The sequence below is a fragment of the Congregibacter sp. genome, assembly GCF_045107095.1.
Lineage (GTDB): Bacteria > Pseudomonadota > Gammaproteobacteria > Pseudomonadales > Halieaceae > Congregibacter.
The window spans coordinates 106,662-124,905 of the sequence record NZ_JBGCFU010000013.1 but is presented as its reverse complement, the minus strand read 5'-3'; the positions used below and the strand labels follow the sequence as shown (position 1 = coordinate 124,905).

17 protein-coding genes are annotated in these 18,244 nt (G+C 54.5%); 12 read left to right on the top strand and 5 right to left on the bottom strand.

Going from position 1 to position 18,244, the window contains the following annotated elements; all coding sequences use genetic code 11:
• Nucleotides 1–102 precede the first annotated feature (102 nt).
• The gene (locus AB8B76_RS02960) at nucleotides 103–714 is read right to left on the bottom strand and encodes a sigma-E factor negative regulatory protein (RefSeq protein ID WP_405270055.1); all 612 of its coding nucleotides are present in this window, start codon (nucleotides 712–714) and stop codon (nucleotides 103–105) included.
• A 66-nt stretch (nucleotides 715–780) separates the two neighbouring features.
• Nucleotides 781–1,362: an RNA polymerase sigma factor RpoE gene (gene rpoE, locus AB8B76_RS02955; RefSeq protein ID WP_405270052.1), complete on the bottom strand. Its 582-nt coding sequence runs from the start codon at nucleotides 1,360–1,362 to the stop codon at nucleotides 781–783.
• Nucleotides 1,363–1,571: 209 nt separating this feature from the next.
• Here rpoE and nadB point away from each other — a divergent pair, with 209 nt between their 5' ends.
• Nucleotides 1,572–3,182: an L-aspartate oxidase gene (gene nadB / locus AB8B76_RS02950; protein WP_405270049.1), complete on the top strand. Its 1,611-nt coding sequence runs from the start codon at nucleotides 1,572–1,574 to the stop codon at nucleotides 3,180–3,182.
• On the opposite strand, the gene AB8B76_RS02945 is transcribed toward nadB, so the two are convergent.
• Nucleotides 3,179–3,559, bottom strand: coding sequence for a hypothetical protein (locus AB8B76_RS02945; protein WP_405270046.1), 381 nt, complete (start codon nucleotides 3,557–3,559; stop codon nucleotides 3,179–3,181). The genes nadB and AB8B76_RS02945 overlap by 4 nt on opposite strands.
• A 46-nt stretch (nucleotides 3,560–3,605) precedes the next feature.
• Complete coding sequence (locus tag AB8B76_RS02940; RefSeq protein ID WP_405270043.1) at nucleotides 3,606–3,866, bottom strand: succinate dehydrogenase assembly factor 2; 261 nt, start codon at nucleotides 3,864–3,866, stop codon at nucleotides 3,606–3,608.
• Between the two features lie 108 nt (nucleotides 3,867–3,974).
• On the opposite strand from AB8B76_RS02940, the gene AB8B76_RS02935 reads away from it, so the two are divergent.
• A complete protein-coding gene (locus tag AB8B76_RS02935) occupies nucleotides 3,975–4,880 on the top strand; it encodes a YgfZ/GcvT domain-containing protein (protein WP_405270041.1) in 906 nt (301 codons plus the stop codon).
• Between the two features lie 39 nt (nucleotides 4,881–4,919).
• Here AB8B76_RS02935 and ung read toward each other — a convergent pair whose 3' ends face one another.
• Nucleotides 4,920–5,585, bottom strand: a complete 666-nt coding sequence (gene ung / locus AB8B76_RS02930; RefSeq protein WP_405270201.1) for a uracil-DNA glycosylase — start codon at nucleotides 5,583–5,585, stop codon at nucleotides 4,920–4,922.
• 208 nt (nucleotides 5,586–5,793) lie between these two features.
• On the opposite strand from ung, the gene AB8B76_RS02925 reads away from it, so the two are divergent.
• The 10 genes from AB8B76_RS02925 (at nucleotide 5,794) to AB8B76_RS02880 (ending at nucleotide 18,232) form a co-directional block, all read left to right on the top strand.
• Complete coding sequence (locus AB8B76_RS02925) at nucleotides 5,794–9,753, top strand: DUF1631 family protein (protein WP_405270038.1); 3,960 nt, start codon at nucleotides 5,794–5,796, stop codon at nucleotides 9,751–9,753.
• A 105-nt stretch (nucleotides 9,754–9,858) separates the two neighbouring features.
• Nucleotides 9,859–11,292, top strand: coding sequence for an oxygen-independent coproporphyrinogen III oxidase (gene hemN, locus AB8B76_RS02920; RefSeq protein ID WP_405270036.1), 1,434 nt, complete (start codon nucleotides 9,859–9,861; stop codon nucleotides 11,290–11,292).
• Between the two features lie 87 nt (nucleotides 11,293–11,379).
• Entirely contained in the window at nucleotides 11,380–12,132 is a 753-nt protein-coding gene (fnr, locus tag AB8B76_RS02915) for a fumarate/nitrate reduction transcriptional regulator Fnr (protein ID WP_405270033.1), read from the top strand.
• 164 nt (nucleotides 12,133–12,296) lie between these two features.
• Nucleotides 12,297–12,905: a Yip1 family protein gene (locus AB8B76_RS02910; protein WP_405270030.1), complete on the top strand. Its 609-nt coding sequence runs from the start codon at nucleotides 12,297–12,299 to the stop codon at nucleotides 12,903–12,905.
• Nucleotides 12,906–13,026: 121 nt separating this feature from the next.
• Nucleotides 13,027–14,469 carry a cytochrome-c oxidase, cbb3-type subunit I gene (gene ccoN, locus AB8B76_RS02905; protein WP_405270028.1) on the top strand — a complete coding sequence of 481 codons (1,443 nt, stop codon included), beginning with the start codon at nucleotides 13,027–13,029 and terminating at the stop codon, nucleotides 14,467–14,469.
• 11 nt (nucleotides 14,470–14,480) lie between these two features.
• Entirely contained in the window at nucleotides 14,481–15,092 is a 612-nt protein-coding gene (gene ccoO, locus AB8B76_RS02900) for a cytochrome-c oxidase, cbb3-type subunit II (RefSeq protein WP_405270025.1), read from the top strand.
• A gap of 4 nt (nucleotides 15,093–15,096) precedes the next feature.
• A complete protein-coding gene (locus tag AB8B76_RS02895) occupies nucleotides 15,097–15,273 on the top strand; it encodes a cbb3-type cytochrome oxidase subunit 3 (RefSeq protein WP_405270022.1) in 177 nt (58 codons plus the stop codon).
• On the top strand, nucleotides 15,270–16,145 hold the full coding sequence (gene ccoP, locus AB8B76_RS02890) for a cytochrome-c oxidase, cbb3-type subunit III (RefSeq protein ID WP_405270019.1): 876 nt from the start codon (nucleotides 15,270–15,272) through the stop codon (nucleotides 16,143–16,145). Before AB8B76_RS02895 ends, ccoP begins: the two co-directional genes overlap by 4 nt.
• A gap of 129 nt (nucleotides 16,146–16,274) precedes the next feature.
• Nucleotides 16,275–17,684, top strand: coding sequence for a cytochrome c oxidase accessory protein CcoG (gene ccoG, locus AB8B76_RS02885; protein ID WP_405270016.1), 1,410 nt, complete (start codon nucleotides 16,275–16,277; stop codon nucleotides 17,682–17,684).
• 20 nt (nucleotides 17,685–17,704) lie between these two features.
• Nucleotides 17,705–18,232 (top strand): FixH family protein, encoded by a 528-nt coding sequence (locus tag AB8B76_RS02880; protein ID WP_405270013.1) that lies wholly within the window; start codon nucleotides 17,705–17,707, stop codon nucleotides 18,230–18,232.
• Nucleotides 18,233–18,244 lie beyond the last annotated feature (12 nt).

Below are 18,244 nucleotides of genomic sequence, written 5' to 3'. Positions count from 1 at the left end.
CCGAGCAGACGATCCCTTACTAAAGCAACCGCTGCAGCGCCCTTTTGGAACGGGATATTTGCCACCACTGTTTGATACCTGAAGATCACCTTACTGCTCAATTTACTGCTCAATCACCGGCACGCGGGCGAAAGGCAGCATACCCTGAGGGGTATTCAAAGACGCATGTTCCGCGTGCTCCTGGCTAAATTTACGCAGGCGCTGCCGCGCAAGTTCCCGATAGGCAGTGCGGTCCGCAGGCTGCAATGTAGGCAGTGCCCGGGTACCAAAACTCGCCTGTACAGGAACCGCTCCGACAGTGTTCACCACACCTACAGGAAGCGGTGCTACGCGTGCCACAAGGTCGGCATCCCCACCGGCAGAGGTCACCGCCAATTGCTGACCGCCAACGACAACAACTGCTGCCACGGATGCCGCTACGGCGAAACTTCCCAGAGCGCGGCGCCAGTTGCCCGACGTGTTCTGTTGCAAGGCGGGTTCGGCGTCGATAGCTGCACGCACGGACATGGCGAAGTCCGGTGCTGGCCTCACCGCCTCACCCTGCATGACCGATCGCGCAACGTGCAATCGGTACCAACGCTTGCGCAACTCGGGCGAGCTGTCCACGTCACGAAGAACGCGACGCAACTCTAACTCCTGGGCTTCATTATCAGCCAATGCGGACAAAGTCTCCGCTGCAGTCATTTCCGGACTACTGCTCTCAGCGTTACGCATGCTGTGTATCTCCAATACTCAAACTTTTCTTTCCCTGTTTAAACCAATGCTCATTTGTCGAAACGCTTAGTGCCCATCCATTTGCTGCTGCACAATTTTATCGATGGCTTCCCGGGCGCGAAATATTCTCGACCGCACGGTGCCAACCGGACATTCCATCACTTCAGCAATTTCCTCATAACTCAGACCATCAAACTCGCGTAAAGTTACCGCCGTTCTCAAATCATCTGGCAAAGCATCGAGAGCGCCATGCACTTTGGCCCGCAACTCTTCCCCGAATAAGGCGTTCTCGGGAGACTCTTTGTCCCTTAAGGCATCCCCGGCTTCCAGATACTGGGCGTCATCAACATCTACGTCCGAGCCCGGCGGTCGCCTGGATCGCGAAACAAGATGGTTTTTGGCTGTGTTGATCGCGATCCGGTACAGCCACGTGTAGAACGCACTGTCACCGCGAAAACCCGGCAACGCGCGATACGCCTTGATGAACGCTTCCTGGGCAACATCCTGCACCTCATCCGCGTCATGCACATACCGGCTGATCAGGCTCATGATTTTTTGCTGATATTTGATAACCAGCAAATCAAAGGCGCTTTTATCGCCTTTTTGAACCCGCACAACCAATTGCTTATCTGTGACCGAAGCGGTCAAACGTCGCACTCCTCCCTGATGCACGGCGCTAGCAACCGCATGCTGCCTCACCTGCAATTATGGACACCGGGGATCACCGGCAGTTCCCTGTGAACTATTTACGTTTTAGCCCAGCGCCTGAGGTTCTTCAGCAGCACTGTACCGATAGCCACCTAAAAAGGGCATGATACCCGCCATTAAGACCTCTTGATAAGGATTTTGAGCGCGCAATGAGCACGCATTACCGCCACGACGTCGTGATCATCGGACGCGGTGCCGCAGGCCTGGCTCTCGCACTACGTCTGCCAACCCACAATCGCATCGCAGTTCTGTCCAAAGGAGACGTCAAACAGAGCTCCACCTATTGGGCGCAGGGCGGTATGGCAGCAGTGCTCCATGCCCGGGACAGTGTTGATGCGCATGTAGAAGACACGTTGCGCGCCGGAGCGGGTCTATGCCACCGCGATGCTGTGGAACTCACTGTGACACACAGCCGAGAAACCGTCGATTGGCTGGCGTCCCTGGGAGTAGACTTTGATCTTCGAGAGGATATGGACTCAACCCAGTCTCCCGAGTATCACCTCGCTCAAGAGGGAGGACACAGCCACCGCCGCATCGTACATGCCGCGGACCGCACCGGCGGAGCTATCGGTGAAGTACTGGAGGAGCGCGCTCGCCAAGCCGCAAATATAGACTTACTTCCCGGACGCGTCGCCGTCGATCTCGTTGTGGAAGACGGGCAATGCAAAGGCATATACGTGCTCAACGAGCAGGAAGACAGCGTCGACCTCTTCGAGGCAGATGCTGTCGTGCTAGCCAGCGGTGGCGCCAGCAAAGTGTATCTCTATACCAGCAACCCTGATGGCGCGAGCGGCGACGGCATAGCCATGGCCTGGCGGGCGGGCTGTCGCGTGGCGAACCTGGAATTCAACCAATTTCACCCGACTTGTCTTTACCACCCCGATGCCAAGTCGTTCCTGATTACGGAAGCTTTGCGCGGTGAGGGAGCGTATTTGACGCTTCCCAACGGGGATCGATTCATGCCTGATTTTGATGATCGGGCTGAGCTGGCACCTCGGGATATCGTGGCGCGGGCCATCGATCACGAAATGAAGCGCCTCGGCGCCGACTGCGTGTATCTCGATATCTCCCATCGAGAACCGGACTTTGTTCGGCAGCACTTCCCCACGATTTACGAACGCTGCCTTGAATTTGGCATCGACATAACCACCGACAGAATACCGGTGGTGCCCGCGGCGCACTACACCTGCGGCGGCGTCATGGTAGATAATCACGGCCGCACAGACGTGGCCGGCCTTTACGCTATAGGTGAATGCTCCTTCACGGGTCTCCACGGAGCTAACCGCATGGCGAGCAACTCACTCCTGGAGTGTTTGGTGTATGCCCAGGCGGCAGCGGGGCACATCAGCAAGCAGCCAAAGTCGCCTCCCGATCAGGTCGGTCCGCCACCCTGGGACGAAAGCCAGGTAACCGACTCCGACGAGGATGTTGTCATTTCTCATAACTGGGACGAGCTTCGTCGTTTTATGTGGGATTACGTTGGTATTGTCCGCACCAATAAGCGCCTTCAGCGCGCTCTTCGTCGAGCCGGTTTGCTCCAGGGGGAAATCGCGGAGTATTACAGCAATTACAAAGTGACCAATGACCTGCTGGAGTTACGCAACCTCGCCATGGTGGCGGAGCTGATGATTCGCTGCGCCATGGAGCGTCAGGAGAGTCGAGGCCTGCACTACACCCTCGATTATCCCGAACTACTAGCGGAAGGCGAAGACACGATACTTATTCCGGACAACTATCGCGCCAGCGAAGTATCTAGCTAACCCCCCTCTTTGCATAGGGCATGCGCCTCCAAACGCAGTTCGCGGCGTAACAGCCGCCACTGCTCAAAAGACATTGCATCGGGAAACACGAGCATTCGTTGACACGAGGCAGACTCCAGTGGAGTCGCTTCGCTGCGACACTCAATCCACAGCACAGACGCCAGCTTGCCGTGACCAAGAAGAGTGCAGGGCCTGAGCGGCGAGATTTCTGCCGGGGAGTACCTCCAACTACCCGCGGCCTGTCCAAGAGATTCGCAAACTAGCGTGACTCCCTCAGGATCCAGACGGGTGATAGCTATCGATAGCAAACACAGCCCGATAGCGGAAAGAATAAGGTGGAAGTTGGGACCGTATAAACTGACAGCAAACGTGGTCACGCACAGCAATCTGCTTAGCTGCAGGTAGCGGCGTAAAATCGCCGACTTACGGAGGCGTATCCTCAGGTCGCCGTGCACTGAGTATCGTTTTTACCATGTGTGCATGCTCGGGATTCTCTGGAACCTGCTTGTGCAAAAACCAATCAAAGAGCTCCTGATCCTGACAGGTCATCAGCTCGCGATAGCGAACCCGGCCTTCGTCATCCAACTGGGCATAGTGCAGACGCACGTAGGGCTCGAGAATAAGGTCAAGCTCCAGCATGCCCCGGCGGCTCGCCCAACGCATGCGTTTATGTTCTTCGTCCATGCCAGACACTCGGTTTTTTAAAGCGCGGGAGTATAGCTGAGTCGACGCTGGGTTATGATTCGCCACTTAAACATCTATCGCAAGATCAAGAGCTGACAAGGAGTGATTGTGAACGGTTTTGCCTGTTATTTGCCCGATGAGGCCATGCTGCACCTCCGTGGCGAGAAGGTACCCGCGTTTCTCCAAGGGCAACTGACCTGCGACACGCGGAAATTGAGTAATAGCCAGGCCTTAATGGGAGCCCTGTGCAACGTTAAGGGCCGAGTATTGACCGACCTCACGGTGGTTCAACTCAGTGATACGCACGTGGTCTTGCGACTGCGTCGTTCTTTGGCGCCGCGCATCGCCGAAACGCTCCTGAGATATGCCCAGTTCTCACGAATCAGTGTCGAGGTTGATCCCTCAGATACCGCCATTGTTGGCGTGCTCGATCCTGAAAGTGCGACGAACGCAGATTTAGTACAAGACGGTCTCGTTCCTGTATCTCTGAGCGATGGAGAGCTTTATCTGCAGCGTGGGGCAGCATACGGCGAGCGTATTTCTCTCGACGGAAGCACGCCAGCAAGCTTGGCCTCACAACACGACGCTGCTATCGACGACGGCCCTGCACTCTGGTCGCAAGCGATGCTTCGCAGCGGTCACTACGCGGTCGATTTGGGAGACGTTGAAAGCTTCACTCCCCAGACCCTGAACTATGATCTCACAGGCCTCGTTGCCTTTGACAAAGGCTGCTACACAGGACAGGAGATCGTCGCGCGCCTTCACTACAAGGGACGGAGTAAAAAGCGACTACAAATCTACGAGGCCGACAATGGCGCGGAGGACTTAAGCCGAGACGCATCCTTACATAACGGCAACGGCGACGTTGTTGGGCGTTGCCTTCGCAAGGCATCCGCGGATGGCGCTCCAACCCTCGTAGCGGGCGAGGTTCAAAGTGAGATGCTAAACGAGGCAGTCTATTTAGTCAGCGGCGAGCAGCTGCGGAGTCTCGACTTTAACTATGCCCTTGAGTGACTCCCCGAGCCCATGGCGTTCGCCTCTGGCCCCGAGTCGCTAGTTTCCAAGGGTCCAGTCAACCGGTTTTTGCCCTCGCGAAACAAGAAATTCGTTCGCTTTGACGAAGTGGCCACACCCAAAGAAACCACGGTAAGCGCTCAGTGGCGAGGGGTGCGGCGCCCTCAGCACACAGTGCTTTTGATCGTCAATGACGCCTCCCTTCTTCTGTGCCTGCGCACCCCAAAGCATAAATACAAGGGGCTTCCCGGCCATGTTCAAGGCCTGAATCACGCTATCCGTGAACTTCTCCCAACCCTTGCCCTGATGCGAACCAGGGCGCCCTTCCTCAACCGTTAGTACAGCATTTAAAAGAAGAACGCCCTCATCCGCCCAGGCATTCAGGCATCCATGCTCTGGCGCGGGAACACCCAACTCTTCCTGCAACTCCTGAAAGATGTTTCGAAGCGAAGGTGGTATGGGGGTTCCTCGGTTGACTGAAAAGCAAAGTCCATGGGCTTGCCCGGCACTGTGATACGGGTCCTGCCCCAGAATAACGACCTTGACGTCTTCAGGGCTTGTTCTGACCAAGGCGTTGAACAGCTCATTTGCTGGCGGGTAAACCTCGCTGGTACTCGCGCGCCTCTCATCGAGAAAGATCGACAAACTTCGCAGGTACGCGGGATCGCCTTCCAGCTGCAATAGCGTTTTCCAGCGATCAGGGATCCAGTCTGTGAGAAATGGCTTGTTGATATAGACCTACCAATGGGAGAGTTCAATGTTAGCGATGAAGTTGCAACGAGTTAGCCCCTACCCGCTCGAATGAAAAGCCGTACTGTACTTCAGAGTCGACAGCTTCTTCCGTATACTCTGGCTTACTACGATGCAGCCGCGCAACTTCGCGCTTGCCTCACGTAATGAGACTGCGAGATATATGAGCGAAAAAAGGCGAGCATTACCAGCGTATCTTCGGTTGCCCGATGGTCTTCGCTTTGCTGGCATTGCAGAAATCACAGACTCGGGCTCGCTACTGCTAAAACCCAAACAGGCTATCTCTACGCTGCCGCCCGAAGGTCTGCCCGTTCATTTGGTGATTGCCGGCCTCCCCGATGACGATGAAGCTCAGATCAGCATCGCGGGAAGTATCGAATCTATCAATGCGCGGGAAGTCTTGGTCACCCCTGATGACGATCTACCAGACGTAGTCCTTGAGGTCATGGACCCCGATGCCATCGTCTGGCTCCCGGGCCCGGAAGAAGCTGACCGTCTCGTTAACGAAATGCTGGCTAAGGGGCACGAGGAATTACTCAAGGCCATGCGACGCTTCCTCGTTGAGCTGGGAGACCGCCTCTTTGATCTGTCGACCTCTTCACGCTACGGCATCTCGGGACAGCACGCACACTACGACGCCCTGAATGTACTGAAGCGAAACAATGAAGATTTTCTCGACGACTTTTCCAAGGCGCTGACGGCGAGCGTCGAAACCCTCGAGAAAGAGAGCGACGGTCAGACCTTCGCAGATCTTGAGGCGGCGTCTGCCAGAAACCTTGATCTGGTGGCTCTCGACGAGATGGATCAGAAGCTGGCGGTAGACAAAATAGTCAACAGCCTGATCGAGACACACCGAGTAGAACTGGAGTGCTTGACGATCCGCACTGCACTTGTCGCGGACCGTGAACCCCGACGGGCGCGAACCCCTTTCCATCCCGCATATGTGTTGCAGGCCTTCATCGACGCCTTCGAGCCCATTAGCGACAGCCAGGTAGTCGTTCAAGACAGCTTGCAAATGTTTCGGGATGCCTACGCGCCGCAACTGGAAAAACTATACCCATCACTCAACGCCATCTTTATAGAAGCCGGAGTTGAGCCGGGCCTTGAAGAAGATATTCGCGACAACGGCTCACTACTCAATCCCGTCGAAAAGCGAATTATCAAATCCACTGTGCGTACCAAACCGGGCTCACAGGCACAGCAAGAAGCGCACCCCGCGCCCACGGAAAGCACCTCGGTAGATTCTGAAGAACGTCGAGGCGGCGCCAAAAGTCCTAATGAAACCAGCTCCCGGGAGGCGGGCGCGGGCACGGGATCGGGCTCGGACGGAGCGAACGGTGATGGCGGCGGTGCCGGCGCTGGCGGCGGTGGCGGCGGTGGCGGCAGTAAACATGACGCCATGTACGACGCGGTCATCAGCGCCTTGGACACAAATCGCGAGCGCTCTGAAGACGAAAAGCAGGAGGACGCTGCAGAACAACAAGCCGGAGACAGCAACGCCCAAGGGACCGGCTCAGCGGCATCTGGCGACAGCCCGTCGACAACGCCGCAGGCTCTGGATCAGCAACAACTACTCAATGCACTACTCGCTCTCCAAGCCTCGCAACCGCAGGCCGCGTCTCTTGGGGATCTAAAGCCTTTGGAAAGCCTCCTGAAAGAGCATGGCGCGTTGGGAGACGATGAGAGCATTGGCCGCGACGGCGCCAATCGACTGAGCTTTGTAGACACAGTTTTCCAGACCTTGAACCGTAACTTCGAGGTGAGCGATGACATGGCGCCCAGCCTCGCAAGGCTAAGAGTTCCTCTTGCTCGCTTGTCGCTGCATGAGCCCAAGTTTTTTGCCCAACCCGATCACCCCGCCCACCGGTTACTGGACAAAATCTCCAAGTTGGCGAGCGCCGACAACACGGTGAACCGTTCTGTACGCAAGAAAGTCGCCGAGATCGTCGAACGCGTCGCTCGCGACTATAGCGATGACAGCGTTGTATTTTCGGACGCGCAAGGCGAACTAGACAGCCTGCTCTCTCAACAAAACCGATCGCTTGATCGAAACATAGAAAGAGTCATTAGCGGCCTTCAGGGGCAGGAGCGACTCAACCGAGCGCAGCGAAGTGTGGAAAACCTCCTGGATCGGCACATTGACCGAAATGGAGCGCCTCGCCCCTTGGTTGATCTACTGGACGGAGGCTGGCGCCAGGCCCTCGTGCAAATCGCACTGCGTGAAGGCGAAGACAGTATTCCATGGCAGGAAGAAGAGGCGCTCCTACAGACTCTTGTTGCAGACTTCCGGGAGTCCATCGAGGGGGAACTTCCTCCACCCGAAGTAAAAGAGATGCAGCACCGTTTACAGGCGCTCAATCGCAGATTAAACAGCTCCAACCCCGGCTCCGTTGCGCACGACGCTGCTTTACGCAACATTAACGCCGTGATCACTGGCAGAGCTCCGGCTGACACCACCACTTACAAGCCTCAAGTTAGCGACGCACCTAAACCCGACTCCCAGCGGGTAGAGCAACTACCTCGTTTACGTCGCTGGCTCCAACGAGTCGAGGCTTTGGAACCCGGGGCCAAATTGCGCTACCGATCCAAAGATGGGCGCCAACGGAAAATGCGCCTGGTGTGGATCAGTGAAGATCGCGATCAGTTCGCTTTCGTCAACGAGCGGGGACAGAAGATCGCGGAGATGAGTGCAATACAGCTTGCCCGTCAACTCAGTCGCGGAGCACAAGCCCCCACTCCCGTAGACGATATGTCCGTGCTCGAGCAGAGCATGTACGGAACGCTCGAAGAAGCACAAAAAACCCTCAGCTTTGATCGTAACCGCGACAACGTAACCCAGCTGATTAATGGCGAGTCCCTGATGTACCAGCTTCAGCGTAGCCTCCGCCACGCTCATGCAAGAGCCAGTGAACACGCCTTTTTGTTGCTCGACATCGACAATTTCGCGCTGGTCAATGATGTCTTTGATGACACCAGCGGCGATGAAGTCATCAGTGAGTTTGGCCGTTTGCTGGGACAGATGAATGATAGGCGCGCACTCACTGCACGCATGGAAGGCGATGAGTTTGGTATTCTGCTGACGTACCGCAACTCGGAAGAAGCGCGCCACATTGCGGACAAAATACGCCTGGACATCGCCGCAAGCAGTCTGTCGATTAACGGCGAGAACGTCTCTTTTACCGTATCCATTGGCATCGCCAGTGTTGTTCAAACAAGCGAAAGCCCTGCATCAGTGAAAGATCAGGCGCGCCAGGCTTTGGCATTAGCAAAGACCCAGGGAAAAGATCAGGTAGTAGTTTTCGACATCGACCAGGAAGAGGTCATGAACTACAAGCTTGAACGGGCAACCTCCCGTAAACGCCTTGATGATGCGATGTCCACAGATAGCCTCGTGCTCCGTGCTCAGCCCATTGTCCAAAGCGCAGTCGATGGCCGCGAGGGCGCGAAGCATCACTATGAAATATTGCTGTCGCTGAGGGACGACGATGGAGAGCTCCAGTCCCCACAGGACTTCATTATGTCCGCCGAGCGCTTTGGCTACGTCACGCTGGTGGATCGTTGGGTACTCAAAGAGGCCTTTTCCTGGATCTCACGACTAATGGACGCTCAAAAGGAAGTGCCCGAGCTGTCGATCAATCTCTCGGGAACGAGTATTACAGACAATGATTTCCTCGATTATGTTTTGGAGCAAATATCAGAGCACGGCGTGGGCACCAGTAAGCTTTGTTTTGAAATCACGGAAACAGGTGCTATCGACAATATTCCTCGAGCTGCTGACTTCGTGCGCACCCTGAAGAATATAGGTTGTAAGTTTTCCCTGGATGATTTCGGCACGGGCCTTGCCAGTCATAAATACCTCAAAGAGTTACCCGTGGACTACGTCAAGATTGACGGCACCTTTATCACCGACATTCATCGCAACAAGACGGACTATGCCATGACCAAGTCCATCAATGACCTGGCACACTTTCTGGGACAGAAAACCGTGGCGGAGTGCGTGGAGGATCTGGAAATTGTTCCAGCTTTGCGCGAGATCGGCATCGACTATCTGCAGGGCTGGGGTATCGGCATGCCAAGAGAGCTCCACGAGATCACCGACGAGCTCGCTAACCTCGAAACATAATGACCTGTTAACTGATCAACGTTGATGTGGATCAAGCGGCACCTTCCTAAGTCCTGTTAGCCTCACTGCCTGAATAAGAAGCTGGCACGGTGGGCCTAATCGGCAATGAATCAGATAATTGGACGCACGAGTGAACAAACTCGTCGCCTTCCCAGTGAATGGGAAGCGGGCATTGCCATGGCTAAACGCTACGCAACCAACGGCCCCCGTTACACCTCTTACCCCACAGCACCGCAGTTCAGTGAGGGCTTTGACCTAACTCGCTACCGCAATTGGCAGGGGCAGGAAAAAAGGCACAGCGATCCACTATCACTGTATGTGCATCTGCCTTTTTGCCACGACATTTGCTACTACTGTGGCTGCAACAAAGTCGTCACGCGCAAGGAAGGCGTAGCCGCCCGCTACATCAGCGAACTGACTCAAGAACTCGATATGCAAAGTCAGCTCGTAGGCAAAGATCGCCCAATAACCCAGATGCATTGGGGTGGTGGCACACCGACTTACCTCAGTGATGGCGAAGTCACCGAACTCATGCATAGTCTGGCGAGTCGCTTTCGTCTGCTCGATAAGGGGTATCGTGAGTACTCCATCGAAATCGATCCTCGCACCGTTTCCTCGGCGACCATCGCGCTACTCAAGGGCGTGGGATTCAATCGCATCAGCCTGGGGGTGCAAGATTTTGACGAACAAGTTCAGAAAGCCGTAAACCGCATACAGCCCTACGCTCAGGTCGCAGATCTCGTCGAAGCCGTGCGAGCCCATGGGTTTCGCTCACTGAGCTTCGACCTGATCTATGGTCTTCCTTATCAAGATCACATAAGCATGGCTGAGACCCTGCGAAAAGTTATCAGTTTGCGCCCCGATCGTATCGCCTGCTACAACTATGCTCACTTGCCTGAGCGTTTTCTGCCGCAGCGCGCTATCGACCGACATACGCTACCCGAGCCTGAAGAGAAGCTGCTTCTCGCGCAAATGATCAGCGCCGCACTTCAGGATGCAGGTTATCGGTATATCGGCATGGATCACTACGTGCTCCCCGACGATGACCTTGCCAAAGCTCAGGGGGAGTCGCGGCTGCAACGAAACTTCCAAGGTTATTCCCTACAACTTGCTGAAGACCTCCTGGGATTAGGCGTATCTTCCATAAGCCAAATCGGCGACTTTTATCTCCAAAACGCTCGGGACCTTTCCCAGTACTATCAAATGCTCGATGACGGACAACTGCCTATCACCAAGGGTTACATGATCAACTGTGAAGACAAGCTCCGTAGACGCGTGATCATGTCATTAATCTGCGACTTGCATCTTGATATAGCGGAGGTCGAGCGCGAGTTTGGCATCGACTTCCGCATTCACTTCCACGATGCCCTTGAAGCACTGGGCCAAGCCTTTGATGACCGACTGATCGAGTTCAAAACCGACGCGCTTGTCGTGACGGCGGCGGGCAGGCCTTTCCTTCGAAACCTCTGCATGCCTTTTGACGAACATCTAGAGCATCAAGGCAGCACCGGTAAAGCGAGCTTCTCGGCCACAGTTTAACCGCGGAATCAATGTAAAGTTTAGTTGACACCTATAGGGTGGCTCGCTACATTTTTGACCTAAGCCGGTACGGGAAACTACACAGCAGTGAATACACAATTAATCGATGTAGATAGTTCACAGGCCACCTCCTGTACTCACGACTTTCAGGTTAATTGCAGTAACTGTCGACTGAGTTCGCTTTGCCTCCCCTTCTCCCTCGAGGCAACAGAAATTGATGAACTAGATCGCATCGTTCAGCGCAGTAAGCCGCTGCAAAAGGGGCAACACCTCTACCGTGAAAGCGATGAATTTGAGTCCGTGTTCGCGGTGAGGTCAGGCACGATCAAAGCCTATCGGACGACAGACGACGGACGGGAACAGGTTACGGGCTTTTATTTTCCAGGCGAGATACTGGGTATGGATGGCATCAGCAATAATGCCCACGCCTCATCGGCCAAAGCACTGGAAACTGCGTCGGTCTGCGAGATCCCCTTCGATTCACTGGAGAAACTCAGCGCGAGCATGCCGCAACTCCAGCGACATTTTTTCCAGATCATGAGTAGGGAGATCACAGAAGATCAGCAACTCATCACCCTGCTTTCCAAGAGCTCGGCTGATGAACGCGTTGCTGCACTGCTGCTCAGTGTGTCCACGCGTAACTCTCGCCGCCAACTCAGCGCCACGCAGTTTCGTCTAAGCATGTCCAGGGTAGATATCGGCAACTACCTGGGGCTTACCGTCGAAACGGTCAGCAGAGTGTTCAGCCGACTGCAAAAGCTTGATGTACTAGCCGTAGAAAACAAGGAAATAGAGATTCTGGATATTGATGCGCTGCGCAAGACTGCAGACGGCCTATAGGCCGGAAACCTGATAGTCGACCACTCACTCGCAGGCTGCCGCCAATAGCAAGCTGCCAATATTAAATAACGTACTTTCGTCGCTTATTGATGTAAGTCAACAAACGCCGCGGCAACTTCATTAGAATGCCGCCTGTCACACGTATCACCGGGGGATAAAAGAGAATGATCCAGCACACCTTTGGACTGCTGTTTAAGCCTAGGCATCAATGGCAGACCATCGCCAAATTGCCGGAGAGCTCTCAAAACCTTCTGGTTATATACCCCTTTGTTTTCGCACTCTTGCCTGCCATTGCGTGGTACTGGGGCACCAGTCACGTAGGTTGGACTGTAGGCAGTTACAACGAAGTGATTAAACTGACCGACGCTAGCGCGATGCAAGTGAATATTCTCTTTTACTGCGTCATGGTCGCCAGCGTTGCTGCCATCGGTTACGCCATTCATTGGATGTCCAGCACCTATGGCGCAGCGCAATCTACTATTCCAAAAGGCATCGTCATCGCGGGGCTCACAGCGACCCCGCTTTTTATTCTTGGAATGGTGGGTTTCTATCCCGTGCTATGGGTAGACCTACTCATCGGAGTTGTCGCCATCAGCTGGGCCGTGTACCTCATGTACCTGGGCATCCCCATCGTGATGGACATTCCCCAAGAGCGGGGATTTTTGTTTTCCAGCGCCATTCTTGCTATCGGACTCGTTTTGTTGGTTTCCATTATGGTCGTTTCTATTTTGGCTTGGGACTTCGGTGCTGCACCGGCGTTTACCGATGGTTAGAAAAAAGCATTATAAATAGGGCCTCTAAAACAGAGCCTCCAGCTCCGCGAGATCCTCAGTTTTACACTCAGCGAAGCAAGATAAGACGTTAACGAATTACAAGGAATTACGGGTAACAACCATGAGCGAACTCAACGCAGCACTGGAACACCCCGTCTACAACTACAAGGTTGTCAGGCAATTCGCGATCATGACGGTAGTCTGGGGGATCGTGGGCATGTTTGTAGGTGTCTACATTGCCGCAGAGCTGGTTTGGCCCGCGCTAAACCTCGGGCTGCCCTGGACAAGTTTTGGACGCCTACGGCCCCTGCACACCAATGCGGTTATTTTTGCTTTTGGGGGCTGTGCCCTCTTTGCCACCTCCTACTACGTTGTGCAGCGGACAACTCAGGCTCGCCTTATCTCTGACAAATTGGCCGCTTTCACTTTTTGGGGCTGGCAGCTAGTCATCGTGCTGGCGGCGATCACCCTCCCCCTGGGCTACACCACGTCTAAAGAATATGCCGAGCTTGAGTGGCCTATCGACATTCTCATCACCATCGTCTGGGTTTCCTATGCCGTGGTGTTTTTTGGAACACTCGTTAAAAGAAAGACCAGCCACATTTATGTTGCGAACTGGTTTTTCGGTGCATTCATCGTCACCGTGGCCGTACTCCATCTCCTTAATAGCGCTGCACTGCCTGTGGGGATGACACTGAAGTCTTACTCTGCTTACGCAGGCACTGTCGATGCCATGGTGCAGTGGTGGTATGGCCACAACGCGGTCGGATTTTTCTTAACCGCTGGTTTCCTTGGCATGATGTACTACTTCGTACCTAAGCAGGCTGAGCGGCCGGTTTACTCCTACCGCCTGTCTATCGTGCACTTCTGGGCACTGGTATCCGTTTATATTTGGGCCGGTCCCCATCACCTTCACTACACAACACTACCCGACTGGGCACAGAGCTTGGGCATGGTTATGAGTTTGATTCTTCTGGCCCCATCCTGGGGTGGAATGATCAACGGAATCATGACGCTGTCGGGGGCGTGGCATAAGCTGCGCAATGATCCAATCCTGCGCTTTATGGTCGTAAGCCTGTCGTTCTACGGCATGTCGACCTTCGAGGGGCCAATGATGTCGATCAAGACAGTTAACTCGCTGTCCCACTATACCGACTGGACCATTGGTCACGTGCATTCAGGTGCGCTTGGATGGGTCGCGATGATCTCTATCGGCTGTCTTTACCACCTCATCCCCAAGCTTTACGGCAAAGAGCAGATGTACAGCACAGATCTCATCAACGTGCATTTTTGGATGTCCACCATTGGCACCGTGCTTTACATAGCCGCACTCTGGGTCAACGGCATCATGCAGGGCCTCATGTGGCGCGCCTACAATCAGGACGGAACTCTCACATACGCCTTTGTTGAGTCTGTCGTGGCCAGCTATCCGGGATGGATCGTTCGAGTGCTGGGTGGAGCGATATTCCTGGGTGGTATGTTGATTATGGCTTACAACGTGTTCATGACTATTCGCAACGAGGCGCCAGCGAAAGCACCGGCGCCCGAAGCTGCCGCGGTATAAGGAGCGAAGCTATGTCATCTCATGAAAGAATTGAAAAAAGCGTTCCCTTGCTCATCGTTTTGACCATCGTTGCGATCAGCTTTGGAACCTTGGTTGAACTGGTACCCCTGATCTTTTCCAAGAAATACGCGGAGCCTATCGCGGGTCTGGAGCCCTACTCTGCACTAGAGCTTGAAGGCCGGGACATCTATATCCGTGAAGGCTGCAACACCTGCCATTCACAAATGATCCGTCCGCTGCGAGCAGAGACCGAGCGCTACGGACACTATTCGGTAGCGGGTGAATCTGTCTATGACCACCCTTTCCTCTTTGGGTCCAAGCGCACAGGCCCCGACTTGGCGCGAGTGGGTAAACGCTACTCGGACGACTGGCATCGCGCCCATCTATATAACCCGCGCGACGTCGTGCCGGAGTCAAACATGCCGGCATTTCCCTGGCTTTTCCGCAACGAAGTGAATGCCGAGGGAACCGCAGCAAAGATGAGCACACTGCAAACTCTTGGCGTGCCGTACACCGAAGCCGATATCGCCGGCGCGGCGAGTGCAGTCGCCGGAAAGAAAGAAATCGACGCATTAGTGGCCTACTTGCAGCAGCTCGGCACACTGATCCAGACGCGGCGCTAGGTCTATGGATATTAATGACTTAAGAGGCATCAGTACGGCCTTCCTGTTGTTTGCCTTTATCGGACTTGTGATTTGGGCCTACAGCAGCAAGCCAAAGCAAGATTTTGAAGAAGCCGCCAACCTACCCTTTGCTGATGACGACCTCACGCAAGGTGGCAAACAAAAAGGAAACCAACAATGACTAGCTTTTGGAGTGGCTGGGTAATCGTTCTCACAACGGTCACCCTTGTTCTGGTGACCTGGCTGCTATTCGCCAATCGTAAGCGTTCAGCGGTAGACGAAAAAACCACTGGGCACGTCTACGACGGCATTGAGGAGTGGGACAACCCTCTGCCGGGCTGGTGGTTTGCGATGTTCGTCATCACCATCGTCTGGGGCATTGGCTACCTCATCGCTTATCCGGGCATGGGCAATTTTCCTGGCGTCCTTGGTTGGAGTTCAGTCACTCAGCACGAACAGGAAGTTGCCGTCGCCGACGAGAAATTCAGGGCAATGCGCGACAAGTACCTCGCCATGTCGATTGAAGAAATTTATCAGGATCCAAAGGCCCGAAAGATGGGCATGCGAATCTATGGCAACAACTGTTCCCAGTGCCACGGCCTTGATGCAGCGGGTGCCCTTGGCTTCCCAAATCTCACCGACGACGATTGGCTCTATGGCGGATCCCCTGAGGCAATCAAGCACACTCTGGTAAACGGTCGTCAGGCTGCTATGCCCGCCTGGGAAAGCATCCTAGGCGAACAGGGTATTGCCGAGGCCACGGCTTATGTTCTGTCCCTGAACAGCCGGAACGCCGATGAGGACTTAGTGGCGGCCGGAGAGAAGCATTACCAAACTTACTGCGTTGCGTGTCACGGCCCCGAAGCCAAGGGCAACCCCCTCATGGGCGCGCCTAACTTGACCAACGGCATCTGGCTGTACGGAGGAAACGCTGAGCAAATAGCCCACAGCCTCCGCATTGGCCGTAACGGACAAATGCCCGCCTTTGGCAACACGCTGAGCGAAGACAAGATTCACCTTGTTGCCGCATATGTTTATGGCCTGAGCAAATAGCTCGAATCCTGAGCCACAACAAACTCATTAGAATAAACACCGAAGGCAACCGCCCCGTCATACGCGAGAGCTTCGCCGGGGACTAACGCCACGGGAGTGGCCACTCAGTACAAGTAGTGGTGAAAAAGTATGTCTGATCCTGATCTCATTGACGTGCAGGAAATCGCACCCGCGGAGGTCGCCGAGCTTGACCTCTATCAAAAGCGCGAAAAGATCTACACGCGCAAAATAGAAGGGTTTTACCAGCGGCTGCGAATGTTCACAGGCTGGCCCATGCTTCTGGGGTACTACTGCATCCCCTGGATCAGCATCAATGGCCGTCAAGCCGTATGGTTTGACTTGCCAGAGAGAGAGTTTCACATATTCGGGCTTACCTTCTGGCCTCAGGATTTCTCGCTTCTCGCCTTTCTGCTGATCATAGCCGCCTTTTCCCTGTTCGCAGTCACCGTGTCTGCCGGCCGTGTGTGGTGCGGCTATACCTGCCCACAGACCGTGTGGACAAGTATCTTTATGTGGATAGAACAAAAAGCAGAGGGGACGCGAAACCAGCGTATAAAACTGGATAAGCAGCCCTGGACCCTCACTAAGGCGCTTCGAAAGCTCAGTAAACACGGCGCGTGGTTGTTCGTCGCATTCATGACGGGTATGACATTTGTAGGTTATTTTTATCCTGTACGAGAACTTAGCTACGAGCTCGCCACGCTGTCCACAGGAAGCTGGCAACTAGCGTGGACGGTATTCTTTACCCTCGCCACTTACATCAACGCGGGCTGGATGCGCGAGCAGGTGTGCACCTACATGTGCCCCTATGCACGCTTCCAATCCGTCATGTTCGACGCGGATACATTAATAGTCTCCTACGATGCGAGCAGAGGCGATCCCCGGGGTTCGCGCAAAAAATCACTTGCACATCGAGACGCTGGATTAGGCGACTGCATCGACTGCGAGCTGTGTGTTCAGGTCTGCCCGACGGGGATCGATATACGCGATGGCTTGCAATACGAATGCATAGGATGCGCGCTCTGTGTTGACGCCTGCAATTCGGTCATGCGCAAAATGGGCTACGAGCCAGGCCTCGTCCGCTACACCAGTGAGCGAGAACTGGAAGGTGGAAAAACCCATTGGCTTCGCCCACGAATCATCGGGTACATCGTAGTACTGGCCCTAATGATTGGCGTATTCAGTTACAACATATTCTCGCGGATTCCTCTAGAGCTCACAGTCATTCGAGATCGAAACAACCTCTATGTCGAAACTGCGGACGGTGGAATCGAAAACATCTACCGGCTCCACATCGTCAATATGGATACCTCACCTCATGAGTATGTCCTGAGCGTCGAGGGTCTAGACGGAGCAATCATAAAAGGCCAGGCTCGCTACACACTCGCGGCGAGCGAAGATCGCGAAGTCACGCTACGGGTGAGGACACAGGCGGCAAAACTTGTAACGCCAAGCACCAGTTTCACCTTCGAAATCGTCGCCGAAGACATGGCATCGCTTCGGGCAAGCACCGAATCCCGCTTTATGAAACCGCTATAGTGGAGCCTTCAAGAAACCCAATGCGAACTACGTCTATGTCCCATGGCACACAAGGATCTCCCAGACAAGAAGACGACGAGGCTTGGTATCAACAATTCTGGCCATGGTTTCTCATCGCCTTGCCCGGCTCGGTAGTGATTGCCGGGCTGAGTACTTTGTACATCGCCAACAAGTACTCCGACGACCTAGTGGTCGATGAGTATTACAAAGACGGCTTAGCCATTAATCAGGAACTGGGTAAACAGGCGGCGGCTCAGGAATTGGGCGTTTCCGCTGAGATCAAAGTACTCGATCGTAGAGCGCAGGTGCGCCTCAGCGGAGGAATCACTCCTTCAATGCTCAGCTTACGCCTCTCTCATCCTCTAGAGGCCGACCGAGATTTCACCGTTACCCTGGCTCCCATAGCCCCTGGGGTCTACCAAAGCGAACTCCCCGCCAATGTATCTCCAAACTGGCACTGGATACTTGAAGCGGAGAATAATCAGTGGCGTATAGATGGCTCACTCAGTAGCAAAAACTTCATTGCCGACGGTAGCGATGCGCCGTAGTTTCTGCACAGT